This is a genomic window from Variovorax sp. EL159, from assembly GCF_900100965.1.
Taxonomy (GTDB): domain Bacteria; phylum Pseudomonadota; class Gammaproteobacteria; order Burkholderiales; family Burkholderiaceae_C; genus Variovorax.
Genome location: NZ_FMUJ01000001.1, coordinates 82619 through 109591, shown reverse-complemented (window position 1 = coordinate 109591; position 26973 = coordinate 82619). Strand labels below are relative to the sequence as shown.

Here is a 26973-nt window from a genome sequence, read left to right as displayed (position 1 = left end):
CTGCTGGTTGCAGTGCTCAGGCCGGTCGAGGTGGACGTCGACAGGCTACCGATGTTGCTCGTCGCCGTGCTCAGGCCAGTAGACGTCGAAGTCGAGAGGCTACTGATCCCAGTGGAGGCCGAGGTCGACAGGCTGCTAACGCTGCTGGTCGCGGTGCTCAGACCCGTCGAGGTGGACGTGGACAAGCTGGCGACGCTGCTATTCGTCGTGCTCAGACCGGTGGACGTCGAAGTCGAGAGGCTGCTGATCCCAGTGGAGGCCGAGGTCGACAAGCTGCTGATGCTGCTCGTGGCGGTGCTCAAACCAGTCGAGGTAGACGTGGACAGACTGCCGACACTGCTGGTCGCTGTGCTCAGGCCGGTAGACGTCGAAGTCGACAGACTGCTGATCCCGGTGGAGGTCGACGTCGACAGGCTGCTGACGCTGCTCGTCGCGGTGCTCAGCCCGGTCGAAGTGGAAGTCGACAAGCTGCCGATGCTGCTGGTTGCCGTGCTCAGACCAGTGGACGTCGAGCTCGACAGGCTGGCAACGCTGCTGTTTGTCGTGCTCAACCCTGTGGAAAGGCTGCTGATGCCGCTCGCCGACGTGCTCAAGCCCGTCGAAAGGCTGCTGACAGTGCTGTTGGTCGTGCTCAACCCTGTCGAAAGGCTGCTGATGCTGCTCGTTGCAGTGCTCAGGCCAGTGGACGTGGAGGTTGAGAGGCTGCCGATGCTGCTTGTCGCGGTGCTCAGGCCCGTCGAGGTCGACGTCGACAGGCTACCGATACCGGTGGAAGTCGAGGTCGACAGGCTGCTGATGCTGCTGGTTGCAGTGCTCAGACCGGTCGAGGTGGACGTCGACAAGCTGCCGATGCTGCTCGTCGCGGTGCTCAAGCCAGTAGACGTCGAAGTCGACAGGCTGCTGATGCCGGTGGAAGTCGAGGTCGACAAGCTGCTGATGCTGCTGGTTGCGGTGCTCAGACCAGTCGAGGTCGAGGTGGACAGGCTACCGATGCTGCTCGTCGCCGTGCTCAGGCCGGTGGACGTCGAAGTCGACAGGCTACCGATCCCGGTGGAGGTCGAAGTCGACAGACTGCTGATGCTGCTGGTTGCAGTGCTCAGACCCGTCGAGGTGGACGTGGACAAGCTGCCGATACTGCTCGTCGCCGTGCTCAGGCCAGTGGACGTCGATGTCGACAAGCTACCGATCCCGGTGGAGGTCGAAGTCGACAGACTGCTGATGCTGCTGGTTGCAGTGCTCAGACCCGTCGAGGTGGACGTGGACAAGCTGCCGATACTGCTCGTCGCCGTGCTCAGGCCAGTGGACGTCGATGTCGACAAGCTACCGATCCCGGTGGAGGTCGAAGTCGACAGACTGCTGATGCTGCTCGTCGCCGTGCTCAGGCCGCTCGAGGTCGACGTCGACAAGCTCCTGATGCTGCTGGTCGCGGTGCTCAGGCCCGTAGACGTCGAAGTCGACAGGCTGCTGATTCCGGTGGAAGTCGAAGTCGACAGGCTGCCGATGCTGCTCGTCGCCGTGCTCAAACCGGTCGACGTCGAAGTCGACAGGCTGGTCAGATTGCTGTTCGTCGTGCTCAGGCCGGTGGACGTCGAGGTCGACAGGCTGCTGAGGCTGCTCGTCGTCGTGCTCGCCACGGAATACAGCTGACTGCCATTGATGGCGTCGGTGCTGGTGGCATTGACCTGGCCGGCCGCGACGTTCTGAATGCGGCGCTCCGCACCCGGGCCGCCCACGCTCACCACCCCTGCGGACGAACTGGCGCCTGCAAAGCCGCCGAACGTCGTGCCGCCAATGGTTGCGCTGCTGACAGACGTGGTGCCGCCAGTGGCAGCCGTGGCGGCGCCGGTGGTTGTCGCGCCCTGCCCAAGGGCAACCGATCCGGCGACGCTGGCGTTGGACCCGAGACCGATCGCGACACCCGAAGTGGCACCCGACGTGACCACGGATTGCCCGCCAATCGCGATCGCGTCGCTTGCGGCGGCCGAAGCGCCACCACTGCTGTTCGTACCGATCGCCGTAGCGCCATTGCCGGTGGCGGTTGCCGTCCGGCCCAGAGCAGAAGAAAAATCGCCGGCCGCGGTAGCTCCGGAGCCGATGGCCACCGAGCGATTTCCGTTCGCGACTGCGGCGGTCCCGAGTGCCAGGGCATTCTCTGCGCCAGCCTGCGCAGCGTAGCCAAATGCCGCGGAAGTTTTTCCTGCGGCATTGGAGAGGGTGCCGAATGCCGTAGAACCACCACCGCTGGCATTTGCAAGGTTGCCGAAGGCCGTTGAAGGCGCCAAGCCACTCGGGTCGCCAACCGCCTTTGCGTTGGTGCCAAAGGCCATGTCATTGCCGAAGGCAGCGTTGGCGTTATTGCCAAACGCTGTCGCGCCACCTCCGTTTGCACGGGCACCCGTCCCGATGGCGACGGTGTTGTCCGATGCGGCATTGGCCGCACTGCCGAGCGCTAACGCGCCATTTCCGCCACTGACCGCATTGGCGCCCAACGCCATCGCTGCATCGATCACGCTCCCGGTGCTCGACTTGACCAGTGCGCCGTTGCCGATTGCGATGGCGCGAGTCGTTGCATCGTCCGTTCTGGCGTTGCCACCGATCGCGATGGCGGCGTTCGGAGCCGCGACCCCGATCTGATCCGCGGACGCGCCGGTGCCCAGCGCAATGCTCCCCCCCCAACTGTTCGCATTGGTTCCGATCGCAACCGAGTTGACATCCGAGCTGGATCCGATGGCGGCGTTCTTGCCGATGGCAATCGAACCGTCGGCCAGAGCACGAGAGTTATTGCCCAGCGCGACCGCACTGTTGCCCGCAGCTGACGTGCTGGTTCCGATGGCGACTGCATCGTCGCCCCCCGCCGAAGCGCCCGCCGCCCCTGCGCCAATCGCTACCGCGCGCATACCGGAGCTGTAGCCCAACGTGGCCGTACTGCCGATGCGCAGGCCGCCGGAGGTCGTACCGCCCCCCAGGCCAAGACTGCCCGAGTTGACGAAAAGCTCACCGCCCAACGTCAGTGATGTGGCGCCAGCACTGTTCGACGGACCGTAAAAAAGCACGCGACCAGTCTGGGTGGCCTTGTCGGTTGGTTGGCACAGGGGGGATGTGATCGAAGTAATGCCACTGATGCCACCCGGGTCTGTAATGGCTTGGCACCCGCTGTCGGTCCCGTCATTGAAGTAACCGGCGTTCCCTGCAATAGCCGGTCCCGATAACCCGAACGCCAAGGCGATGAACGCGCTGATTACCCCCAGAGGAAACGCCGACGCGACGACCGACCCTGCCGAACGGCCACCCTTTCTCTTTGCCTTCGTCAGCTCGGATGCCGCCACCCAGGCACCCAGCGATTCGTTCCATATGGTTCTGTAAGACTTATTCATTTATTCAACTCAGTTCACGGTAGAGAACAGCCAGGTACAGACCGATAGGAAACGCGACTTCCCTGGCTCAGAATCCGTCGCGAAGGGCGCCCGCGTACGACGCCCATTTACAAGAACGGTGAAATGTACGGGGTGTTTACATTTATGGCGCAATGCAACATCTGCTGAAAATGCAGCGGATGATTTAGTTCACAGAAACGAAATAAGAGTGGGGAAACCGTCGCCGATGAGTTGCCGCCGAGCCACGAAAGAGCACCGCCACGTAGAATTCCGACGGCTTTGAAAGCGGACATTTATCACACAAATTTACCGGTAAATCTGTCTTTTCCTGCGATCTGCACCTCTTCCTCGGCGATTGGCCACGCTGGATATTGCATGCCCGATCCAATCGAAAGCACTCAAAACCGGGAAATTTCTCACAGGACTGGCGATTAACTTCTTACCCAAAGAGCTGTCGCTATTGCCTTTGTCAGAAATTAACAAATTGGAAACAAATTAAGAATGACCGCCTCCACCAAGCTCCGTATTGGCATCACCATCGGCCTGCATCACGAGGCTGAAACGTTATGGAACAACGGCATCAAGCAGAACGCCGTGTTCCTGGCGGAGGCGCTGAAGCACTGCCCGAACGTGGCGTCGGTCGTGCTGGTGAACACCACGGCCGTGCCCATCACCGCCGCCCTGCCCTGGGACCAGGCACGCTGGCCCACAGTGAACTTCGAAGCGGCCAAGGACAACGTGGACGTGCTGATCGAGCTCGGCGGCCAGATCGATCCGGTGCAGACCGACTACCTGAAGCGCCGCGGCGCGCGGCTGGTGTCGTACTGCTGCGGCTTCGAATATGTGCACGCCATGGAGTCGATGCTGTTCAGCAGGCCGCTCTGGGGGCAGAACCTGTTCATCAACCAGCGCTACGACGACATCTGGATGGTTCCGCAGGTGGCTCACATCAGCCAAGCCTATTTCGAGGTGCTGCGCCGCGCCGAAGCACGCGCCGTGCCTTTCGTGTGGAGCCCGGTGTTCCTCGACGAGCGCACCCGCGCGCTGCCCGATGCCGGCGTTTACCAGCCGCGCAGCGGGCCGCGCCGGCTCAGCGTGATGGAGCCGAACATCAACGTCGTGAAGTTCTGCCTCTATCCGATCCTGATTGCCGAGCTGTCTTACCGCGCCCGGCCCGACGCCATCGCCCTGCTGCAAGTCACCAACGCCGAGCGGCTGGCCAAGGAGAACATGGAGTTCATCACGCTGATGAACCAGCTCGACCTGATCCGCCAGCACAAGGCGGTGTTCCTGGGCCGGCACGAAACGCCGGTGTTCCTGGCGCAGAACACCGACATCGTGGTCTCGCACCAGTGGGAGAACCCGCTCAACTACTTCTACCTGGAGACCTGCTGGCAGGGCTACCCGCTGGTGCACAACGCGCACCTGTGCGCCGATCTCGGCTACTACTACCAGGACAACGACGTGGCAGCAGGCAGTGCCCGCGTGCTCGAAGCCATCGACACACACGATGCACAGGCGCTCGCCTACCGCGAGCGGCAACGCGGCCTGATCGACCGCTACCTGCCCGGCAACGCGGCCGCCACCGAGGTGTACAACACGCTGCTGCTCGGCCTGATGCAGCGACCCGCCAAATGAAACGAGCAACGCCCCATGCTTGACCCCTCCGAACTCCGCCAATTCTTTCCCGTCGTCGTCTCGCCCAGCCACGACGGCAAGTTCTTCCAGAACTACGTCCTGTCGATGCTGAACCTCACCATCGAAGCCGAGCGGGCAGGCATGCGGCTGCAGGTGCTGTTCCACCAGGGCGAGAGCCTGGTCACGCGCGCGCGAAACAACTGCGTGGCCCAGTTCCTGGCCAATCCGCACTGGACGCACCTGTTCTGGATCGACGCGGACATCGGCTTTTCTGCGCAGGCGGCCTTCCGGCTGCTGCTGTCGGGCTACGACATTGCCGCCGGCGTCTACCCGCTCAAGCGCGAGAACTGGCCCGCCGAGGGCGTGGCCGCAGGCACGACGCAGCAGCAGTTCGAAGCCACGTTCACGCGCTACACCGTCAACGCCAAGGCCTCGGAAGTCACCTCGCAGGTGGAACTCGACGTTCAGCCCGACGGCTTCATGAAGATGGACGAGGCGCCGACCGGCTTCATGGTGATCAAGCGCGCGGTGTTCGAGCGGCTGATGGCCAGCTACCCCGACCTGAGCTACGTGCCAGACAGCATCGGCGAAGCGAACCTCGGGCTGCACTACCGCTTCTTCGACGTGATGGTCGATCCGGTGACGCGCCGGTACTTGTCGGAAGACTATGGCTTCTGCCGCCTGTGGTCGGGGCTGGGCGAGTCGATCTACATCGATGCCAACTCCAACCTCTCGCACCAGGGCGCCAAGCTGTATCGCGGCGACTTCGCCAATTCGTTGTTGACCGCGTTGCCCTATGCGGTCGGCGGCCCCGCTGGTGCTGCGATGGTGCTCACGGGCCGGGAGCACCTGAAGCCGAACGCTCCACCTCCTTGAGCGCCGCGAGCCTCTTGGGGCCGCGCCCACAAAAAAGCCCCGCCGAAGCGGGGCTTTTTGATTGGGGCGATCTGAAGAAGATCAGGCCGCGACCGTGTCCGCCACACCCTTGTAGTCGTCGATCTTGTCGAAGTTCAGGTACTGGTAGATCTGCGTGCTGGCTGCATCGAGCACGCCCGATGCGGCCATGTACTCCTCGCGGGTCGGGATGCGACCGAGGCGCGAGCAGATCGCGGCCAGCTCTGCCGAGCCGAGGTACACGTTCGTGTTCTTGCCCAAGCGGTTCGGGAAGTTGCGGGTGCTGGTCGACATCACCGTGGCGCCTTCGCGCACCTGTGCCTGGTTGCCCATGCACAGCGAACAGCCTGGCATTTCGGTGCGGGCACCGGCATTGCCGAACACGCCGTAGTGGCCTTCTTCGGTCAGTTGTTGCGCATCCATCTTGGTCGGCGGCGCGATCCACAGCTTGACCGGAATGTCGCGCTTGCCTTCGAGCAGCTTCGAAGCCGCACGGAAGTGACCGATGTTGGTCATGCACGAGCCGATGAACACTTCGTCGATCGCAGCACCGGCCACGTCGCTCAGCGTCTTCACGTCGTCCGGATCGTTCGGGCAGGCCACGATGGGTTCGTGGATTTCGGCCAGGTCGATCTCGATGACGGCGGCGTAGTCGGCGTCGGCATCGCCCTTGAGCAATTGCGGGTCCTTGAGCCAGGCTTCCTGCGCGGCGATGCGGCGTGCCAGCGTGCGGGCATCTGCATAGCCTTCGGCAATCATCCACTTCATCAGCGTGATGTTGCTGTTGATGTATTCGATGATCGGTTCCTTGTTCAGGTGCACCGTGCAGCCGGCGGCCGAACGCTCGGCCGAAGCGTCGCTCAGTTCGAAGGCTTGTTCGACCTTCAGGTCGGGCAGGCCTTCGATTTCGAGGATGCGGCCCGAGAAGATGTTCTTCTTGCCTTGCTTGGCCACCGTCAGCAGACCCGACTTGATGGCGTACAGCGGAATCGCGTTGACCAGGTCACGCAACGTGACGCCAGGCTGCATCTTGCCCTTGAAGCGCACGAGCACCGATTCAGGCATGTCCAGCGGCATCACGCCAGTGGCAGCGGCGAAGGCCACGAGGCCCGAGCCTGCCGGGAAGCTGATGCCGATGGGGAAGCGGGTGTGGCTGTCGCCGCCGGTACCGACGGTGTCGGGCGTCAGCAGGCGGTTGAGCCACGAGTGGATCACGCCGTCGCCCGGACGCAGCGAAACGCCGCCGCGGTTGGCCATGAACTCGGGGAGTTCGTGGTGCATCTTGACGTCGACCTTCTTCGGGTACGCCGCCGTGTGGCAGAACGACTGCATCACGAGGTCGGCCGAGAAGCCCAGGCAAGCCAGGTCCTTCAGCTCGTCGCGGGTCATCGGGCCGGTGGTGTCCTGCGAGCCGACCGACGTCATCTTGGGTTCGCAGTACGTGCCCGGGCGAACGCCCTGGCCTTCGGGCAGGCCACAGGCGCGGCCGACCATCTTCTGCGCGAGCGAGAAGCCCTTCTTGGTGTCGACCGGGCTTTGCGGCAGGCGGAACAGCGTCGAGACGGGCAGGCCCAGCGCTTCACGCGCCTTGGCCGTCAGGCCACGGCCGATGATCAGCGGAATGCGGCCGCCGGCACGCACTTCGTCGAACAGCACGTCGCTCTTGACCTGGAACTCGGCGATGACCTTGCCGTCTTTCAGGGCCTTGCCTTCATAAGGACGCAGCTCGACCACGTCGCCCATGTTCATCTGCGTCACGTCGAGCTCGATGGGCAGTGCGCCCGAGTCTTCCATCGTGTTGTAGAAGATCGGTGCGATCTTGCCGCCGAGGCAGACGCCGCCGAAACGCTTGTTCGGCACGAAGGGAATGTCTTCACCGGTGAACCACAGCACCGAGTTGGTGGCGCTCTTGCGCGACGAACCCGTGCCGACCACATCGCCAGCGTAGGCCACGAGGTGGCCGCGCGCGCGCAGGTCTTCGATGAACTTCACCGGGCCGCGCTTGCCGTCTTCTTCGGGAACGATGCCGGGGCGTGCGTTCTTGTGCATCGCGAGCGCGTGCATCGGGATATCGGGACGCGTCGTTGCATCGGGTGCGGGCGACAGGTCGTCGGTGTTGATTTCGCCAGCCACCTTGAAGATGCTGACGGTGATGCTTGGCGGCACTTCGGGACGGCTGGTGAACCACTCGGCATCGGCCCAGCTTTGCAGCACGCCCTTGGCGTGGACGTTGCCCTTGTCGGCCTTTTCCTTGACGTCGTGGAACTGGTCGAACATCAAGAGGGTTTTCTTCAGGCCCTCGGCCGCCACGGTGCCGACTTCGGCGTCATCGAGCAGGTCGATCATGGGGCTGATGTTGTAGCCGCCGAGCATGGTGCCGAGCAGTTCGGTCGCGCGGGCACGCGAGATGAACTCGCTCTTTTCGGTGCCGTGGGCTACGGCCGCGAGATAGCTCGCCTTGACCTTGGCGGCATCGTCGACGCCGGCGGGCACGCGATAGGTGAGCAGATCGAGCAGGAAGGCGCCGTCCTTGGCATTCGCGCTCTTGAGGAGCTCGATCGCTTCGGCGGTTTGCTTCGCGCTCAAAGGCAGCGGCGGGATACCGAGCGCGGCGCGTTCGGCAACATGGTCAACGTAGGCTTGCAACATCTTCTTTTCTCCGGAAACTGGGCTGGCGGGCGTGCGGAGCGCTCATGCAAGAGCCGCGCCGCACCCCGTTTCGGTACGCTTACTTCTTGGCCGCGTCGGCACCTTCGAACAAGGCCTTTGGCGGGTTCTTCTTCATTTCTTCGGCAAATGCGACCTGGGCCGCGGTCTGGCATTCGTCAGCGATGCGCAGGCCGGCCTTCTGGTTCATCAGCATCGACTTGTTGCCGAGCTGGAGCCACATGGCGCCGGCACGCGGGTCTTCGAGGCGAATGGCGCCGGTGCGGCTTTCGACCGGGTGCATGCGGTACTTCAGACCCTTGGTGGTCACGGTGAAGAAGCCGGGCTTCTTCTCGTCGGGCGTGACGGTCACATCGGCGCCGAGTTCGCACTGGGCCTTGCCGACGGACACGCGCTGGGCCACGGCCAGGTCGGCCTCGGAGAGCGTCACGTCGGTGTCGGTGTTGATGGGCGTGACTTCTTCGACGGCCTTGGCGGCCTTGCGCGTGACCTGGTGCTTCTTGGCAGGTGCCTTGGCCGTGGTGGTCTTGGCGGCGGGCTTGGCCGCCGGCTTGGCTGCGTCCTGGGCCATTGCGGCCAGCGGGAGCGCCAGGGCAACAGCGGCGATCAGGGCAATTTTCTTCATGTGTGGGTTTCCTTGAGGCTGGGTTCAGTGAGTTTCAGGAGGCCGCGAATGCAAACCAGGCTTTCGCCTCGGGGGGCAACGCGCGCCCTGTTGCGTGGGCACGCGTCAGAACCTGCCAGAAATGGCGGTAGCTCGCGCGGTCGTGCAATGTGCCATCAATTTGTGTCGGAGCCCAATCCGCATCTGCGGCTTTTGCAATGATTTGTGTGGCAATTTGAATCTGCGCTTCGTCGGGCGCGAAGGCCTCGAGGATCGGGCGGATCTGATTCGGGTGGATGCTCCACATGCGCGTGTAGCCGAATTCGGTGGCCGCCTTGCGGGCCGCGATGCGCATGGCATCGGTGTTGTTGAATTCGGTCACCACGCAATGCGAAGGCACCTTGCCATAGGCATGCGCCGCCGAGGCGATGGCCAGCTTGGCGCGCACCACCAGCGGATGGGTGAACTGCCCGGCCGCACCCATGCCGTCGGCGGGGATGGCACCGGCGTGCGCCGACACGAAATCCATCAGGCCGAAGCTCAGCGATTGCACGCGCGGATGCGCGGCGATCTCGAAGGCGTTGTGTACCGCCAGGGGCGATTCGATCAGCACGTGCAGGGGCAGTACACCGGCGTCCGCGGCTTCAAGCGCCGCAACAGCCTGCAACACATCGGCCACCGACTCGACCTTGGGCACCATCAGGTGGCTCAGGCGCTGACCGGCACGGCCGGCAATGGTGATCACGTCGCCAGCGAAGGCCGGATGGTCGACCGGATGCACGCGCACGCCGACGCGCATGCCGGGCTTGGCGGCCAGCGCCAGCTCGGTGACGAGGGCCGCATGCTCGGCCTCGCCGCCAACCGGGGCACCGTCTTCGCAATCGAGGGTGACGTCGAACACGCAGGCGCCGAACTCTTCGGCCATTTCGGCTTGCAGCACCAGGCTTTTCTTCATGCGGGCTTCAACGCCGCTGTAGTGGTCGCACACGGGCAGGGTCACGGCCCCGGCCTGCGCGCCGAGCAGCACTTCAGCAGGGTGGACTGCGTTCGTCATGCTTTCTTCTGCGCCACGATGAACATGCGTGGAAAAGCGAGCAGGCGCTTGCCATCGGCACGGGCCGGATAGGCCGCGTCGACACGGCGCTCGTACTCGGCCAGGTAGCTTGCCTGCAGGTCCGGCGGGAGCCGATCGACGAAAGGCTTCAGCCCGGTGCCACGCACCCATTCGACGATGGCCGCGGCATTCGCCATCGGGTGCTGGTAGATCGTGTGCCAGACATCGACATGCGCGGCGCGCGGCGCCAGCAGGTCGTAGTAACCGCCCAGGCCGAACAACTGCGTGCGCAGCTTGTCGGCATCGCCGACGGGCTCGGCCCAGGGCGCTTCGGCCGCCACCGCGCGCATCAGGCGGTGGGTAGGCTCCTGGCGGTTGTCGGGCATCTGGACGGCGAGCACGCCGCCCGGGGCCAGCGCATCGAACAGGCGCGGGATCAGCGTGTCGTGATCCGGCACCCATTGCAGGGACGCGTTGGCATAAATGAGGTCGGGCGCTTCTTGCGGCGCCCAGGTCGCGATGTCGCTCAACTCGAAGCCCGCCTGCGGCAGGCGCTCGCGCGCGCTGACCAGCATGGCTTCGGAGTTGTCGGTCCCGATGACGTGCGCCTTCGGGAACCGCTGCACCAGCAGCTCGGTGGAATTGCCCGGACCGCAGCCGAGATCGACCACACGGGCCGCCTCGGTCAGCGGCACCCGCGCCAGGAGCTCCTGCGCGGGGCGGGTGCGCTCGTCCTCGTAGCGACGGTAGAGCGCGGGGTTCCAGTCGAGCATGCCAGTGGGTCTTGCTTGGCTTAGATCAGGTGAGCGACGCCGGCTTGTTCGCCTTGCAGCTCTTCCAGGGTCTTGTTGATGCGTTCCTGGCTGAATGCGTCGATCTCGAGGCCTTCGACCAGCTTGTACTCGCCGTTCTCGCAGGTGACCGGGAAGCCGAACATCACATCCTTCGGGATGCCGTACTGGCCGTCCGACGGGATGCCCATCGTGACCCACTTGCCGTTGGTGCCCAGGGCCCAGTCGCGCATGTGGTCGATGGCAGCATTGGCGGCCGAGGCGGCCGACGACAGGCCGCGGGCCTCGATGATGGCGGCGCCGCGCTTGCCGACGGTCGGCAGGAAGGTGTTGGCGTTCCATTCCTGGTCGTTGATCATCTTGGCGACGCTCTCGCCGTTGATGGTGGCGAAGCGGTAGTCGGCGTACATCGTGGGCGAGTGGTTGCCCCAGACCGTGAGCTTCTCGATGTCGGCCACGGGCTTGCCGGTCTTGGCAGCGATCTGGCTGGCAGCGCGGTTGTGGTCCAGGCGCAGCATGGCGGTGAAGTTCTTGCGCGGCAGGTCGGGCGCGCTCTTCATGGCGATGTAGGCGTTGGTGTTGGCGGGGTTGCCGACCACCAGCACCTTGACGTTGCGGCTGGCGACGGCGTTGAGGGCCTTGCCTTGTGCCGTGAAGATGGCGCCGTTGACGGCCAGCAGTTCGGCACGTTCCATGCCCGGGCCGCGGGGACGCGAGCCAACCAGCAGTGCGTAGTCGGCGTCCTTGAAGGCGGTCATCGGGTCGCCATGCGCTTCCATGCCGACCAGCAGCGGGAAGGCGCAGTCGTCGAGTTCCATCATCACGCCCTTGAGCGCCTTCTGGGCCTTCTCGTCGGGGATTTCGAGCAGTTGCAAGATGACCGGCTGGTCTTTGCCGAGCATTTCGCCAGATGCGATACGGAACAACAGGGCGTAACCGATTTGACCGGCGGCACCGGTGACGGCAACGCGGACGGGCTTTTTGCTCATGGGAAGACTCCAGAAGGTGATGAAAACGGTGTCGGCGCGCTCGTGGTGCGCCAATGGTCCAACGGGGGGATTACCTTCCCGCGGCGCGGGACCGGCCCGCATTTTAAGCCGATTCAATGAGCCTCGTCTTATGTCTTATATAAGATATCCTCTGGGGGTCCGCCAAGGCGCACCCCACCGCTGCCATGAACACCCCCACCGCCCTCGACGAGCCCGCGACGCCGTCCTTCAGTCCGCTCTACCAGCAGATCAAGACATTGATCCTGCAGAGCCTGCAGGCGGGCGAGTGGAAGCCGGGCGAACCCATCCCGAGCGAGATGGACCTGGCCGTGCGCTATCGCGTGAGCCAGGGCACGGTGCGCAAGGCCATCGACGAGCTTTCCGCCGAAAACCTCGTGGTGCGGCGCCAGGGCAAGGGCACCTTCGTCGCGACGCATGCCGAGCAGCATGTGCAGTACCGCTTTCTCAAGCTCGTGCCCGATGCGGGCAGCCCGAGCACCGAAGGACCGGCTGTGCGCACCATCGTCGACTGCAAGCGCCAGCGTGCTTCGGCCGACGTGGCACGCGCCCTCGGCCTGCGCACCGGCGACGCGGTGCTGCAGGTGCGCCGCGTACTTGCCTATGCGGGCGTACCGACCATCCTCGAAGACCTCTGGTTGCCCGGCACGCCCTTCAAGGGCCTCACGGCCGAACGCCTGCGCGCATGGCCCGGCCCGATGTACGCGCTGTTCGAAACCGAATTCGGCGTGCGCATGGTGCGCGCCGAAGAAAAAATCCGCGCCGTACTGCCCGATGCGGAGCAGGCCGGACTGCTCGACGTGACGCAGCAGATGCCCCTGTTGAGCGTGGAACGTGTCGCGCACACCTACCATGACATGCCGATGGAGTTGCGCCGCGGGCTGTACCGCACCGACACGCACCACTACAGGAATCAGTTGGGCTGAACCCGATGCGGACAGAAATCGAATTCCGGTGCGCCAACGTGCGCACACAACAGGCGCGATGCGCTACGAAGTCAATAGCATCCGACTGCAGCGGTGCGTTGACGCGAGCGTGTCCGCAGCACGATGGTGCATTGCAATAGAATTTTGCGTTGTTTGCATTTCCGCATAAGAAACAAAAGCGTTCGCTCTCAGAACAAGCCACCAAGCCACGAAAGCCCTCCCCCATGACAGAGCTTGCAACTCCCCCCCGGCCGCCACGTCGCGAATTTCGCAACATCAATGCGATCACCGATCTCACGACCTACCGGTTTCCGCCGGCCGCCCTCGTGTCGATCCTGCACCGCATCAGCGGCGTGCTGATGTTCCTGCTGCTGCCGTTCATCATCTGGATGTTCGACACGTCGCTGTCATCTGACTACTCGTTCGCCAAATTCAAGGCCGCCTTCAACAGCGGCCTTGGCTTCGTTCCGGGCTGGTTCTTCAAGCTCGTCGCACTGGCCCTGATCTGGGCCTACCTGCACCACTTCATCGCCGGCCTGCGCCATCTCTGGATGGACGTGAGCCATGCCGCGGTCACCAAGGAATTCGGACACAACTCGGCCATGGCCACGTTGGTCCTGAGCATCGTGCTCACCCTGGTGCTCGGCGCCAAGCTGTTCGGCCTGTACTGAGAAGGAGCCACCCCATGTCTGTGAATTACGGCTCCAAGCGCATCGTCGTCGGTGCACATTACGGTTTGCGCGACTGGCTCAGCCAGCGCATCACGGGCGGTCTGATGGCGCTCTTCACGATCATCCTGCTCGCACAGCTGATCTTCTCGCGCGGCCCCATCGGCTACGACCTCTGGGCGGGCATCTTCGCCGCGCAGTGGATGAAGGTGCTGACCTTCTCCGTGATCGTCGGCCTGCTCTATCACGTGTGGGTCGGCATGCGCGACGTGTGGATGGACTACGTCCAGCCCGTTGCCATTCGCCTCGCCCTGCAAATTTTCACCATCGTCTGGCTTGTCGGTTGTGCGGGTTGGGCCATTCAAGTGCTTTGGAAGATCTGAGCCCACCATGACCTACACAAAAGAAAAAATCACCAAGCGCAAGTTCGACGTCGTGATCGTCGGTGCCGGCGGCTCCGGCATGCGCGCCTCGCTGCAACTCGCACGTGCCGGCCTCAACGTGGCCGTGCTCTCCAAGGTGTTCCCGACCCGCTCGCACACCGTCGCTGCGCAAGGCGGCGTGGGTGCATCGCTCGGCAACATGAGCGAGGACAACTGGCACTACCACTTCTACGACACGATCAAGGGCTCCGACTGGCTCGGCGACCAGGACGCGATCGAGTTCATGTGCCGCGAAGCACCGAAGGTCGTGTACGAGCTCGAACACTTCGGCATGCCCTTCGACCGCAACCCCGACGGCACGATCTACCAGCGTCCGTTCGGCGGCCACACGGCCAACTACGGCGAGAAGCCCGTGCAGCGCGCCTGCGCCGCGGCCGACCGTACCGGCCACGCGATGCTGCACACGCTCTATCAGAAGAACGTCGAAGCCCGCACCCAGTTCTTCGTCGAATGGATGGCGCTCGACCTCATCCGTGACGAAGAAGGCGACGTGGTCGGCGTGACCGCACTCGAGATGGAAACCGGCGACCTGCACATCCTGCAGGCCAAGACCGTGCTGCTGGCCACCGGCGGCGCGGGCCGCATCTTCCAGGCCTCGACCAACGCCTTCATCAACACCGGCGACGGCCTCGGCATGGCCGCCCGCTCGGGCATTCCGCTGCAGGACATGGAGTTCTGGCAGTTCCACCCGACCGGCGTGGCCGGCGCGGGCGTGCTGCTCACCGAAGGCTGCCGCGGCGAAGGCGCCATCCTGCTGAACAGCAACGGCGAACGCTTCATGGAGCGCTATGCGCCCACGCTGAAGGACCTGGCACCACGCGACTTCGTCTCGCGCTCGATGGACCAGGAAATCAAGGAAGGCCGAGGCTGCGGTCCCAACAAGGACTACGTGCTGCTCAAGCTCGACCACCTGGGCGCCGAGACCATCCACAAGCGCCTGCCCTCGGTGTACGAAATCGGCGTCAACTTCGCCAACGTCGACATCACCAAGGAACCGATCCCCGTCGTGCCGACCATCCACTACCAGATGGGCGGCATCCCGACCAACATCAACGGCCAGGTCGTCATCCAGAAGGGTGAAGACAACAGCGCCGTGGTGAACGGCCTCTACGCCGTGGGCGAATGCTCCTGCGTGAGCGTGCACGGCGCCAACCGCCTGGGCACCAACTCGCTGCTCGACCTGCTGGTGTTCGGCCGTGCGGCCGGCAACCACATCGTCGAGTTCAACGACAAGCTCAAGGAACACAAGCCCCTGCCCAAGGATGCGGCCGACCGCACGCTGGAGCGCCTGAACCGCCTCGAAGCCACCACCGGCGGCGAATACGCCCAGGACGTGGCCGGCGAGATCCGCGCCGTCATGCAGCAGCACGCGGCCGTGTTCCGCAAGCAGGCCTCGATGGACGAAGGTGTGGTCAAGATCGCCGCCGTGCGCGAGCGCGTCAATTCGATCGGCCTGAAGGACAAGTCCAAGGTGTTCAACACCGCCCGCATCGAAGCACTGGAAGTCGACAACCTGATCGAAGTGGCGCAGGCCACGATGGTCTCGGCCGCCGCCCGCAAGGAATGCCGCGGTGCCCACACGGTCGAAGACTACGAACGTCCGGCGGACGACCCGGTCGCACCGCTCGGCCGCGACGACGCCAACTGGATGAAGCACACGCTCTGGTACAGCCAGGACAACCGCCTCTCGTACAAGCCGGTCAAGCTGCAGCCGCTCACCGTGGCCTCGGTTCCGCCCAAGGTCCGCACGTTCTAAGCGAACGGTCAAACGGCTCACAGTCAGCTCATACAAAGCATTCACAAGGTCACTACGATGAAGCGCACATTCCAGATCTACCGCTACGACCCGGACAAGGACGCCAAGCCCTACATGCAGACGGTCGAGATCGAACTCGACGGCCACGAACGCATGCTGCTCGACGCCCTGATGAAGCTCAAGGCACAAGACCCGACGCTGTCGTTCCGCCGCTCGTGCCGCGAAGGCGTCTGCGGCTCCGACGCCATGAACATCAACGGCAAGAACGGCCTCGCCTGCCTGACCAACATGCTCACGCTCAAGGGCACGATCGTGTTGAAGCCGCTGCCCGGCCTGCCGGTCATTCGCGACCTGATCGTCGACATGACGCAGTTCTTCAAGCAGTACAACTCGATCAAGCCGTACCTGCAGAACGACAGCGTACCGCCCGAGAAGGAGCGCCTGCAGTCGCCCGAAGAGCGTGAAGAGCTCAACGGCCTGTACGAGTGCATCCTGTGCGCCAGCTGCTCCACGAGTTGCCCGAGCTTCTGGTGGAACCCCGACAAGTTCGTCGGCCCCGCCGGCCTGCTGCAGGCCTACCGCTTCATCGCCGACAGCCGCGACGAAGCCACCGGCGAGCGCCTGGACAACCTGGAAGACCCGTACCGCCTGTTCCGCTGCCACACGATCATGAACTGCGTGGACGTGTGCCCGAAGAGCCTGAACCCCACCAAGGCCATCGGCAAGATCAAGGAACTGATGGTGCGCCGCGCCATCTGAACCTTTTCATCAAGAAGCCACCATGCAATCCGCCGCCGACTTCGACCAGCCGCTCAGCGAACGTGCGCTGAGCAAGCTGAAATGGCGCTGCCGGCGCGGCCTGCTCGAGAACGACCTGTTCATCGCCCGCTTCTTCGAGCGGCACGAATCCCGCATGACCGTGGGTCAAGCGGGAGCGATGGAGACATTGATGGACCTGTCGGACAACGACCTCCTCGACCTTTTGCTACGCAGAAAGGAGCCCGAGCCCGCATGGGCCGGGGCCGAGGTGGTCGAACTGCTGCAGTTGATGCGCACCGACGGCGCAGCACGTCAATGAAAGCGCCCTGCCACACGCAGCGCCCCGCCATCTCTCCTTCGTCCCGAATCCTCCTCTGAAAGAAAACCGAAATGAAAGCATCCGATACCAAGGCCACGCTGTCGTTCAGCAACGGCGGCGACAGCGTTGAACTGCCGATCTACAAGGGCACCGTCGGCCCCGACGTGATCGACATCCGCAAGCTGTACGCACAGACCGGCATGTTCACCTATGACCCGGGCTTCATGTCGACCGCCGCCTGCCAGTCGGCCATCACGTACATCGATGGCGACAAGGGCGAGCTGCTGTATCGCGGCTACCCCATCGAGCAACTCGCGACCAACTGCGACTTCCTCGAGACCTGCCACCTGCTGCTGTACGGAGAGCTGCCGGACACGGCCAAGAAGGCCAACTTCACCAAGCTCGTGACCAACCACACGATGGTGAACGAGCAGATGCAGTTCTTCCTGCGCGGCTTCCGCCGCGACGCGCATCCGATGGCCATCATGACCGGCCTGGTGGGCGCCCTGTCGGCCTTCTATCACGACAGCACGGACATCAACAATCCCGAGCACCGCGAGATCGCCGCGATCCGCCTGATCGCGAAGATGCCCACGCTCGTGGCCATGGCCTACAAGTACACGATCGGCCAGCCGTACATGTACCCGAAGAACGACCTGAGCTATGCGGGCAACTTCCTGCACATGATGTTCGCCACGCCGTGCGAAGAGTACAAGGTGAACCCGGTGCTCGAGCGCGCGCTCGACCGCATCTTCATCCTGCACGCAGACCACGAGCAGAACGCCTCGACCTCGACGGTGCGCCTGTGCGGCTCGTCGGGCACGAACCCCTTCGCAGCCATCGCAGCTGGTGTGGCCTGCCTCTGGGGCCCTGCCCACGGCGGCGCCAACGAAGCAGCCCTGAACATGCTGTACGACATCCAGAAGGAAGGCGGCGTCGAGAAGATCGGCGAGTTCATCAAGAAGGTCAAGGACAAGAACTCGAACGTCAAGCTCATGGGCTTCGGCCACCGCGTGTACAAGAACTACGACCCGCGCGCCAAGCTGATGCAGGAAACCTGCAACGAAGTGCTGACCGAGCTGGGCCTGGAAAACGACCCGCTGTTCAAGCTCGCCAAGGAACTGGAAAAGATCGCACTGGAAGACGAGTACTTCGTGTCGCGCAAGCTGTACCCGAACGTCGACTTCTACTCGGGCATCGTGCAGCGCGCCATCGGCATCCCGGTGCCGCTGTTCACCGCGATCTTCGCGCTGGCCCGCACGGTCGGCTGGATCGCCCAGCTGAACGAAATGATCGGCGACCCCGAGTACAAGATCGGCCGCCCGCGCCAGCTGTTCGAAGGCTCGCCCAAGCGCGACGTCAAGCCGATCACGGCCCGCTGATCGCTGCGAGAGCTTCGGCTCTCGTTGCCATCCCCTCAAAAAAGCTGCCCTCGGGCAGCTTTTTTCGTTGGAAGGCACCAAAGAAAGCGCTCTTCGCCGCCGGGCAGGAAGGCCATCGCATATCGCGATGGCCTTACACCGAAAACAAGAAGAAAATAGCCAACTCATCGCCAGACGCGATGCCCCGAGCCCCATGAGCACATCCGAACGCAACTTTGCACGCCGCATCGACCTCACGTCGTTGCAGCTGTTCGTGGCCGTGTGCGAGCTGGGCAGCATCGGCCGCGCGGCGGAGCGCGAATTCATCGCGGCATCGGCCATCAGCAAGCGGCTGTCCGACCTCGAAGCCACGCTCGGCACCACCCTGCTCTATCGCCATGCACGCGGCGTCGACCTCACGCCGGCCGGCGAAAGCCTTTTGCATCACGCGCGCTCGGTGCTCTACAGCCTGGAGAAGATGCAGGGCGAACTCAGCGAATACGCCGACGGCGTGCGCGGCCACGTGCGGGTGCACGCGAATATTTCGGCCATCGTGCAGTTCCTGCCCGAAGACCTGGGCGTGTTCACGCGGGCGCACGAAGCCATCAAGATCGACCTCGAAGAGCACCTGAGCAGCGAAGTGATCCGCGCGGTGCAGGAAGGCGCGGCCGACCTCGGCGTGTGCCATGTGGCCGGCGGCGCAGGCGAATTGCAAAGCCTGTCGTACCGACACGACCGGCTGGCGCTGATCGTTCCGACAGGCCATGCGCTGGCGCCGCAGGGCGCCATCGACTTCATCGATTCACTCGACTTCGACCACGTCGGCCTGCACACCAACAGCTCGATCTACGTGGCGATGCACGAGGCGGCGCTGAACGCCGGCCGCAGCATCAAGCTGCGCATCCACGTCACGGGCCTGGACGCCATGTGCCGGATGATCGAGAACGGCCTGGGCATCGGCGTGATGCCGCAGCGCGCCTTCGAGCTGATGCAGAACGGCATCGGCCGCGGCCTCGTGAGCGTGGCGCTCAACGACGCTTGGGCGGCTCGCGAGATTCGGCTGGTGGCACGCGACTTTTCCACGTTGCCGGTGGCGGCGCGCTCGCTGGTGAATCACCTGCACGCAGCGGCCGACACCGCCGAGCAGCTCGCCGCCTGAACCGCACGAACCGACAAGCAAACCGTCAGTCAGACAAACAGACAATCCATTTCCCCACGAAAGAAGAGACCGACATGGCACGCACGCTCTACGACAAGATCTGGGACGAACACGTCGTCCACACCGAGGAAGACGGCACCGCGATCCTCTACATCGACCGTCACCTGGTGCACGAAGTGACCAGCCCGCAAGCCTTCGAGGGCCTGCGCGAAGCCGGCCGCAAGCTGTGGCGCATCAGCTCGGTGGTGGCCACGGCCGACCACAACACGCCGACCACCGGCTGGGAACGCGGCTACGCGGGCATCGCCGATCCGACCAGCAAGGAACAGGTCACCACGCTGGACAACAACATCGCGGAATTCGGTGCTGCCGCGTTCTTTCCGTTCCTGAGCAAGCGCCAGGGCATCGTGCACGTGATCGGGCCCGAGTCGGGCGCCACGCTGCCGGGCATGACCGTGGTGTGCGGCGACTCGCACACCTCCACGCACGGCGCCTTCGGTGCACTGGCGCACGGCATCGGCACCAGCGAAGTCGAGCACGTGATGGCCACGCAGACGCTGCTGGGCAAGAAGGCCAGGAACATGCTCGTGAAGGTCGAGGGCAAGCTGCCGCTGGGCTGCACGGCCAAGGACATCGTGCTGGCGATCATCGGCAAGATCGGCACGGCCGGCGGCACGGGCTACACGATCGAATTCGCGGGCTCGGCCATTCGCGACCTGAGCATGGAAGGCCGCATGACGGTCTGCAACATGGCCATCGAAGCCGGTGCGCGCGCCGGGCTGGTGGCGGTCGACGAAAAGACCATCAGCTACGTCAAGGGCCGCCCGCTCGCGCCCACCGGCGTGGAGTGGGAGCAGGCCGTGACCTACTGGCGCACGCTGCAATCGGACCCGGGCGCGAAGTTCGACGCCGTGGTCGAGCTCGACGCCACGCAGATCCAGCCGCAGGTGACCTGGGGCACTTCACCCGAGATGGTGGTCGAGATCAACGGCCGCGTGCCCGATCCCGACAAGGAAAAAGACGCGAACAAGCGCGGCGCCATCGAGCGTGCGCTGGTCTACATGGGCCTGGAGCCCAACAAGGCCATGAACGACATCTTCATCGACAAGGTGTTCATCGGCTCGTGCACCAACAGCCGCATCGAGGACATGCGCGAAGCCGCCGCCGTGGTGAAGAAGCTCGGCCAGAAGGTAGCCAAGAACGTGAAGCTCGCGATGGTCGTGCCCGGCTCGGGCGTGGTGAAGGAACAGGCCGAGCGCGAAGGGCTCGACGTGATCTTCAAGGCCGCTGGCTTCGAATGGCGCGAACCCGGTTGCTCGATGTGCCTGGCGATGAACGCCGACCGCCTCGAACCCGGCGAGCGCTGCGCATCCACCAGCAACCGCAACTTCGAAGGCCGCCAGGGCGCCGGTGGCCGCACCCACCTCGTGAGCCCGGCCATGGCCGCCGCTGCCGCGGTGCACGGCCACTTTGTCGACGTCCGTACGTTCGCCTGATCCAAAGAGAGATTCACCATGCAGAAATTCACCGTGCACAAGGGCCTCGTGGCGCCCATGGACCGCGAGAACGTCGACACCGACGCGATCATTCCCAAGCAGTTCCTCAAGTCGATCAAGAAGACCGGCTTCGGCGTGAACCTGTTCGACGAGTGGCGCTACCTGGACGCCGGCTTTCCGGGCCAGGACCCGAAGAGCCGCAAGCCCAACCCCGACTTCGTGCTGAACCAGCCGCGCTATGCAGGCGCCTCGGTGCTGCTGGCCCGCAAGAACTTCGGCTGCGGCTCGTCGCGCGAGCACGCGCCGTGGGCACTCGACCAGTTCGGCTTTCGCGCGATCATTGCGCCGAGCTACGCCGACATCTTCTTCAACAACAGCTTCAAGAACGGCCTGCTGCCGATCGTGCTGACCGAAGCGCAGGTGGCGCAGCTGTTCGACGAGACCTTCGCCTTTCCCGGCTACACGCTGACCATCGACCTGGAGCGCCAGGTGGTGGTGAAGCCGGACGGTGGCGAGTTCGCCTTCGACGTGCAGGCCTTCCGCAAGTACTGCCTGATCAACGGGCTGGACGACATCGGCCTGACGCTGCGCCACAAGGACAAGATCAAGGCTTTCGAAGCCGAGCGCCTGGCGCAGAAGCCGTGGCTGGCGCATACGATGCTGGCCAACGCCTGAGCGCGTCCCTGATTTTTCTCTTCAACACACGACAAAAATGAAAATCGCAGTTCTCCCGGGTGACGGCATCGGCACCGAAATCGTGGCGGAAGCCGTCAAGGTGCTCAACGTGCTCGACCTGAAGTTCGAGATGGAATCGGCACTGGTCGGCGGTGCCGCCTACGAGGCCCACGGCCATCCGCTGCCCGAATCGACGCTCAAGCTGGCGAAGGAATCGGACGCGGTGCTGTTCGGTGCGGTCGGCGACTGGAAGTACGACAAGCTCGACCGGCCGCTGCGCCCCGAGCAGGCCATCCTGGGGCTGCGCAAGAACCTCGGGCTGTTCGCGAACTTCCGTCCGGCCATCTGCTACGAGCAGCTGGTGGACGCGTCGAGCCTGAAGCCCGAGCTGATCGCGGGCCTGGACATCCTCATCATTCGCGAGCTGACCGGCGACATCTACTTCGGCCAGCCGCGCGGCCGCCGCATCGCGACGGACGGGCACTTTCCGGGCGCCGAAGAGGCCTTCGACACGATGCGCTACTCGCGCCCCGAGATCGAGCGCATCGCGCGCGTGGCCTTCGAGGCCGCCCGCAAGCGCAGCAAGCGCGTGACCAGCGTGGACAAGAACAACGTGCTGGAAACCTCGCAGCTGTGGAAAGACGTGATGCTCGACGTCGCGAAGGAATATCCGGACGTCGAACTCGACCACATGCTGGTCGACAATGCGGCCATGCAGCTCGTGAAGGCGCCCAAGAAATTCGACGTGGTGGTCACCGGCAACATGTTCGGCGACATCCTCTCGGACGAGGCCGCGATGCTCACCGGCTCCATCGGCATGCTGCCCTCGGCGTCGCTCAATTCGAACAACCAGGGCCTGTACGAGCCCAGCCATGGCAGCGCCCCAGACATTGCCGGCAAAGGGGTTGCCAATCCTTTGGCTACAATCCTGTCCGCTGCCATGATGCTCCGCTTTTCACTCAACCAAGCCGAAGCTGCCGACCGTATCGAGTCGGCGGTGAAGGACGTGCTCGCCTCCGGGCTGCGCACGGGTGACATCTGGTCAGAAGGTACGAAGCGCGTCGGCACCCGCGAAATGGGCGACGCGGTCGTTGCAGCAATCACCAAAAAGACGATTACCGGCTAACCGCAGCCCGCTTCGTCACGCCCCTCCCCGGCTCGACGAGTCGGGGGCAAAAAAAGACAACTTCTTTCTTTTTTCACAAGGGCAAACTGAAATGGCGAACGCATCCCAACAACCCCTGGTCGGCCTCGTAGGCTGGCGCGGCATGGTCGGCTCGGTCCTGATGGACCGCATGCAGGCCGAAGGCGACTTCGGTCTCATCGAGCCGCTGTTCTTCTCGACCTCCAACGCCGGCGGCAAGGCCCCGGCGATGGCCAAGAACGAGACCGCGCTGAAGGATGCGAACGACATCGACGCACTGAAGAAGTGCGACATCATCATCACTTGCCAGGGCGGCGACTACACCAGCGAGGTGTTCCCCAAGCTGCGCGCCGCCGGCTGGAGCGGCCACTGGATCGATGCCGCCTCCACCCTGCGCATGCAGGACGACGCGGTCATCGTGCTGGACCCGGTCAATCTGCCGGTGATCCAGAACGCGCTCACCAATGGCGGCAAGAACTGGATCGGCGGCAACTGCACCGTGAGCTGCATGCTCATGGGCGTGGGCGCCCTCTACAAGGCCGGCCTGGTCGAGTGGATGACCAGCATGACCTACCAGGCAGCCTCGGGCGGCGGCGCGCAGCACATGCGCGAGCTGTTGACCCAGTTCGGCACGATCAACGCTGAAGTGCGTGCGCTGCTGGACGACCCGAAGTCGGCCATCCTGGAAATCGATCGCAAGGTGCTGCACAAGCAGCAGAACCTGAGCGCCGCGGAAACGGCCAACTTCGGTGCACCGCTGGGCGGTTCGCTGATCCCCTGGATCGACAAGGACCTGGGCGATGGCATGTCCAAGGAAGAGTGGAAGGCCGGCGCCGAAACCAACAAGATCCTCGGCCAGGGCGCGGGCTTCGGCACCGCCGCCGTGCCGGTCGACGGTTTCTGCGTGCGCATCGGCGCCATGCGATGCCACAGTCAGGCCCTGACCTTCAAGCTCAAGAAGGACGTGCCGCTGGCCGACATCGAAGCGATGATCGCCGCCGACAATCCCTGGTCGAGCGTGGTGCCGAACACCCGTGAAGCCACCCTCAAGGACCTGACGCCAGTCGCCGTGACGGGCACGATGAACATCCCGGTCGGCCGCATCCGCAAGCTGGCGATGGGCCCCGAATACGTCGGCGCCTTCACCATTGGCGACCAGCTGCTGTGGGGTGCCGCCGAACCGCTGCGCCGCATGCTGCGCATCTTGCTCGAAGCCTGATGCGGGCTGCTCAGGCCCATTTGAAACACAATTTGTTGCCACTGGGCAACATAAGATGTGATCGTAAGTATGCGCGCACTGGGTAGAACAGGCGCATTGCCTTGTCAGTGCCCGGTGATGATGCTAACGTCCTCTTACAAATTCTGGGCCTGAGCCGCCCCTATCAGCATGACAAGACATCTGTTGCCTGCGGCCAGCCCATCGGCCGCTCGCCCGCTTCTGCCATCGAACGGTTGGCGCCTTTCCATTCTGGGCGCGGCCGCCGCCGTGGCCCTGGGCCTTGCCAGCACCGATGCCAGCGCTTTCGCGCTGGGTCAGTTGAAGGTGCAATCGGCCCTGGGCGAACCGTTGCGTGCCGAGATCGAGGTGACCGAAATCGCCGCGACCGAAGCGGACGGCCTGAAGATCAACATCGCCACGGCCGAAGCCTTCAAGAACGCGGGTGTTCCGTACAACACGGCCCTGAGCGACGTCAAGGCGACGCTTCAGCGCCGTGCGGGCGGCCAGTACGTGGTGCGCCTGAGCGGCAATCGCCCGCTCAACGACCCGTTCATCGACCTGCTGCTGGAAGCCAACGGCGCGTCGGGTCGCATCGTGCGCGACTACACCGTGCTGCTCGATCCGCCGGCCACGCGCCAGGCGGCAGCGAGCACGCCGGCAACGCCGATTGCCCCGCAGATCAGCACGCCGGTCGAACGCCCTGCCCCTGTGGCACGCACGCCGCGCCGCGAGCGGACACCTGCAGCGGCCGCTCCTTCGGCACCTGTCGCCGCCGCACCAGCGGCAGCAGCTCCTGCACCTGCCCCCGTCGCAGCATCCGCTCCGGCACGTACCGGCGGTGGCAGTGGCGAACAGGTCACGGTGCAGCGCGGCGACACCGCCAGCAAGATCGCTGGCGCCCACAAGCCGGCCGACGTGTCCCTCGACCAGATGCTCGTGGCGCTGTTGCTCGCCAATCCGGATGCGTTCGTTGGCGGCAACGTCAATCGCATGCGGGCTGGCGCGGTCCTCGACCTGCCGAGCGCTGCCGAAGCTTCCGCCGTCACTCCGGCGGAAGCGCGTCGCACTGTCACGGCGCAAAGCCGCGACTTCGGCGCGTACCGCCAGCGTCTGGCTGAAAACGCGCCGACCCAGAACGTGGCCGCCGCGAGCCGCAAGGCCTCGGGCAAGCTGCAAGCCAACGTGGAAGACCGCAATGCGGCGGCCAGCGCTCCCGACAAGCTCACCATCTCCCAAGGCGGCGCATCGACCCGCGCAGCCGATGAAAAGCTCGCGCAGGCACGCCAGGCGCAAGACAGCAGCAACCGCGTGGCGGAGCTGTCGAAAAACATCAATGAGCTGAACAAGCTCAAGGCCGGCACGGGTGCCAGTTCGTCGGCCCCCGCGGCGGCAGCGCCTGCCGCTGCGGCTCCGGCTGCGCCGGGCATCCCCATTCCGACACCGGCAACCAGCGCCACGACGACGCCGGCCGCCGCAAGTCCCGCACCCGCACCGACGCCTGCGCCGGCACCCGCTGCTGCCGCAGTCGCACCGGCGGTGGCGCCGAGCCCGGCCGCCCCGACGCCCGAAGCAACCGCAGCAGCCCCCGCGGCCGCTGCTGCGCCTGTCGCAGCCGCCTCCGCCGCCGCTCCGGGTACGGCAGCACCGTCGGCCACCGATGCGGCCGCCCCACCCGTGGCTGCAGCAGCCAGTGCCGCGGCTGCGGCAGCACCGGCACCCGCTCCCAAGCCGGTGGTCAAGGCAGCACCTCCGCCGCCGCCCCCGCCGGAACGCAGCTTCTTCGAAGAACTGCTCGACAACCCGTTGATGCTCGCCGGCGCTGCGCTGATCGCACTACTGGTCGGCTTCCTGCTGTATCGCGTGCTGGGTCGTCGGCGCGAGGAAATGAGCGAAAGCGTGTTCCTCGAAAGCCGCATCCCCAAGGATTCGTTCTTCGGCGCTAGCGGCGGCGAATCGGTCGACACCAAGCACCGTGGCGACTCCACTGTCTCTTCGCTGTCGTACTCGCCGAGCCAGCTCGACGCGGGCGATGTCGACCCCGTGGCCGAAGCGGACGTCTACCTGGCCTATGGCCGCGACCTGCAAGCCGAGGAAATCCTGCGCGAAGCATTGCGCCTGAACCCGGATCGCACCGCCATCCACCTCAAGCTGCTCGAGATCCACGCCAAGCGCCGTGATGTGCGGGCCTACGAAAGCCTCGCCACCGAAGTGCACAAGCTGACCGGCGGCCTCGGTTCCGACTGGACCCGCGTGGTCGACATGGGCAAGGACCTCGACCCGGGCAATCCGCTGTACGAATCGGGTGCACCGCGCAGCGCGAGCGCCGCCGAAACGGCCGCTTTCGCCGGCGCGCTGGCAGCCGCCGCCAAACCGACGGCACCACCTCCCGCAGCGCCGCCAGTCGCCGCCGCACCGCCCGCGTTCGTCCCCTCGGTGGCACCGCTGGACTTCGACCTCGATCTGAGCCAACCGCCAGCCCCCGCGCCGGCACCTGTCCAGAACCACGCACCGGTCGGCGCCAGCCTGCCGAAGTCGGCCTATGCACCTGCCCCGACGGCTGCACGCCCCGCCGCGCCCCTGTCCAACGGCCATGCTGCAACGCCGGTCGATCTCGAAAACGACTTCGACACGGCCCCTGGCGCACTGACGCCCGACACGCGTCCCACCACGCTCAACCTGGGCGACGCGGAGCACAACACCCGCCCGGCCATGCTGCGCAACGCGCTGCCGGCCGACTCGGGCTTCATCGAATTCGACATGAGCGCACTGGCAGGCCTGCCTGCCCGTACCGCTGAAACCGCGGCAAGGCCGGCAGCGGCGGCGCATGCAGACGAAGGCGATGACAGCCCTCACGCCGTCAAGCTGTCGCTCGCACGCGAGCTGCAAGCCATTGGCGACGTCGAAGGCGCCCGCTCGCTGGTCGAGGAAGTCGAAGCCGAAAGCGCCGGCGACCTCAAGTCGCAAGCCCGGCAGCTGCTCGCCGAACTGCGCTGAGCGGCTTGTTTCGTTCCCTGAATTC

The 26973-nt window shown here is 64.7% G+C and carries 20 protein-coding genes and 2 pseudogenes; 15 read left to right on the top strand and 7 right to left on the bottom strand.

What is annotated here, in order from left to right:
* Together BLQ28_RS32450 and BLQ28_RS33475 are read right to left on the bottom strand one after the other, a co-directional pair.
* Positions 1-2897, bottom strand: a pseudogene (locus BLQ28_RS32450) (hemagglutinin); the annotation flags it as partial.
* A gap of 408 nt (positions 2898-3305) precedes the next feature.
* Positions 3306-3374: pseudogene (locus BLQ28_RS33475) on the bottom strand (ESPR domain-containing protein); the annotation flags it as partial.
* Between the two features lie 501 nt (positions 3375-3875).
* On the opposite strand from BLQ28_RS33475, the gene BLQ28_RS00485 reads away from it, so the two are divergent.
* The gene (locus BLQ28_RS00485; RefSeq protein ID WP_093236615.1) at positions 3876-5012 is read left to right on the top strand and encodes a DUF2827 domain-containing protein; all 1137 of its coding nucleotides are present in this window, start codon (positions 3876-3878) and stop codon (positions 5010-5012) included.
* A gap of 15 nt (positions 5013-5027) precedes the next feature.
* Positions 5028-5888 carry a hypothetical protein gene (locus tag BLQ28_RS00480; RefSeq protein WP_093236614.1) on the top strand — a complete coding sequence of 287 codons (861 nt, stop codon included), beginning with the start codon at positions 5028-5030 and terminating at the stop codon, positions 5886-5888.
* Between the two features lie 81 nt (positions 5889-5969).
* Here the strand turns inward: BLQ28_RS00480 and BLQ28_RS00475 are convergent, their stop codons facing one another.
* From BLQ28_RS00475 to BLQ28_RS00455, 5 genes are all read right to left on the bottom strand, one after another.
* A complete protein-coding gene (locus tag BLQ28_RS00475) occupies positions 5970-8555 on the bottom strand; it encodes a bifunctional aconitate hydratase 2/2-methylisocitrate dehydratase (RefSeq protein WP_093236613.1) in 2586 nt (861 codons plus the stop codon).
* Positions 8556-8634: 79 nt separating this feature from the next.
* Positions 8635-9198: a hypothetical protein gene (locus BLQ28_RS00470; protein WP_093236612.1), complete on the bottom strand. Its 564-nt coding sequence runs from the start codon at positions 9196-9198 to the stop codon at positions 8635-8637.
* A gap of 34 nt (positions 9199-9232) precedes the next feature.
* Complete coding sequence (locus BLQ28_RS00465) at positions 9233-10231, bottom strand: HpcH/HpaI aldolase/citrate lyase family protein (RefSeq protein ID WP_093236611.1); 999 nt, start codon at positions 10229-10231, stop codon at positions 9233-9235.
* The gene (tam, locus tag BLQ28_RS00460) at positions 10228-11004 is read right to left on the bottom strand and encodes a trans-aconitate 2-methyltransferase (RefSeq protein WP_093236610.1); all 777 of its coding nucleotides are present in this window, start codon (positions 11002-11004) and stop codon (positions 10228-10230) included. The genes BLQ28_RS00465 and tam overlap by 4 nt, the downstream gene beginning before the upstream one ends.
* A 20-nt stretch (positions 11005-11024) precedes the next feature.
* Positions 11025-12011 (bottom strand): malate dehydrogenase, encoded by a 987-nt coding sequence (locus BLQ28_RS00455; protein WP_093237628.1) that lies wholly within the window; start codon positions 12009-12011, stop codon positions 11025-11027.
* Between the two features lie 185 nt (positions 12012-12196).
* Between BLQ28_RS00455 and BLQ28_RS00450 the strand changes: the two genes are divergently transcribed.
* The 13 genes from BLQ28_RS00450 to BLQ28_RS00390 all read left to right on the top strand — a co-directional run bounded on the left by BLQ28_RS00450 (position 12197) and on the right by BLQ28_RS00390 (position 26948).
* Positions 12197-12955 carry a GntR family transcriptional regulator gene (locus BLQ28_RS00450; RefSeq protein WP_093236609.1) on the top strand — a complete coding sequence of 253 codons (759 nt, stop codon included), beginning with the start codon at positions 12197-12199 and terminating at the stop codon, positions 12953-12955.
* A gap of 224 nt (positions 12956-13179) precedes the next feature.
* Positions 13180-13626, top strand: a complete 447-nt coding sequence (gene sdhC / locus BLQ28_RS00445; RefSeq protein WP_093236608.1) for a succinate dehydrogenase, cytochrome b556 subunit — start codon at positions 13180-13182, stop codon at positions 13624-13626.
* A 14-nt stretch (positions 13627-13640) separates the two neighbouring features.
* The gene (sdhD, locus tag BLQ28_RS00440; RefSeq protein WP_093236607.1) at positions 13641-14006 is read left to right on the top strand and encodes a succinate dehydrogenase, hydrophobic membrane anchor protein; all 366 of its coding nucleotides are present in this window, start codon (positions 13641-13643) and stop codon (positions 14004-14006) included.
* A gap of 7 nt (positions 14007-14013) precedes the next feature.
* The gene (gene sdhA / locus BLQ28_RS00435) at positions 14014-15822 is read left to right on the top strand and encodes a succinate dehydrogenase flavoprotein subunit (RefSeq protein WP_093236606.1); all 1809 of its coding nucleotides are present in this window, start codon (positions 14014-14016) and stop codon (positions 15820-15822) included.
* Positions 15823-15879: 57 nt separating this feature from the next.
* Positions 15880-16581 carry a succinate dehydrogenase iron-sulfur subunit gene (locus BLQ28_RS00430; RefSeq protein ID WP_093236605.1) on the top strand — a complete coding sequence of 234 codons (702 nt, stop codon included), beginning with the start codon at positions 15880-15882 and terminating at the stop codon, positions 16579-16581.
* Between the two features lie 22 nt (positions 16582-16603).
* A complete protein-coding gene (locus tag BLQ28_RS00425; RefSeq protein ID WP_093236604.1) occupies positions 16604-16900 on the top strand; it encodes an FAD assembly factor SdhE in 297 nt (98 codons plus the stop codon).
* Positions 16901-16971: 71 nt separating this feature from the next.
* Positions 16972-18282 (top strand): citrate synthase, encoded by a 1311-nt coding sequence (gene gltA, locus BLQ28_RS00420; RefSeq protein ID WP_093236603.1) that lies wholly within the window; start codon positions 16972-16974, stop codon positions 18280-18282.
* A 193-nt stretch (positions 18283-18475) separates the two neighbouring features.
* On the top strand, positions 18476-19420 hold the full coding sequence (locus BLQ28_RS00415; RefSeq protein ID WP_093236602.1) for a LysR substrate-binding domain-containing protein: 945 nt from the start codon (positions 18476-18478) through the stop codon (positions 19418-19420).
* Positions 19421-19494: 74 nt separating this feature from the next.
* A complete protein-coding gene (leuC, locus tag BLQ28_RS00410; protein WP_093236601.1) occupies positions 19495-20916 on the top strand; it encodes a 3-isopropylmalate dehydratase large subunit in 1422 nt (473 codons plus the stop codon).
* An 18-nt stretch (positions 20917-20934) separates the two neighbouring features.
* Positions 20935-21591 (top strand): 3-isopropylmalate dehydratase small subunit, encoded by a 657-nt coding sequence (leuD, locus tag BLQ28_RS00405; RefSeq protein WP_093236600.1) that lies wholly within the window; start codon positions 20935-20937, stop codon positions 21589-21591.
* Positions 21592-21628: 37 nt separating this feature from the next.
* Positions 21629-22717 carry a 3-isopropylmalate dehydrogenase gene (gene leuB, locus BLQ28_RS00400; protein WP_093236599.1) on the top strand — a complete coding sequence of 363 codons (1089 nt, stop codon included), beginning with the start codon at positions 21629-21631 and terminating at the stop codon, positions 22715-22717.
* 91 nt (positions 22718-22808) lie between these two features.
* The gene (asd, locus tag BLQ28_RS00395) at positions 22809-23954 is read left to right on the top strand and encodes an aspartate-semialdehyde dehydrogenase (protein ID WP_093236598.1); all 1146 of its coding nucleotides are present in this window, start codon (positions 22809-22811) and stop codon (positions 23952-23954) included.
* A 168-nt stretch (positions 23955-24122) separates the two neighbouring features.
* Positions 24123-26948 carry a FimV/HubP family polar landmark protein gene (locus BLQ28_RS00390; RefSeq protein ID WP_093236597.1) on the top strand — a complete coding sequence of 942 codons (2826 nt, stop codon included), beginning with the start codon at positions 24123-24125 and terminating at the stop codon, positions 26946-26948.
* The last annotated feature ends 25 nt before the right edge of the window (positions 26949-26973 follow it).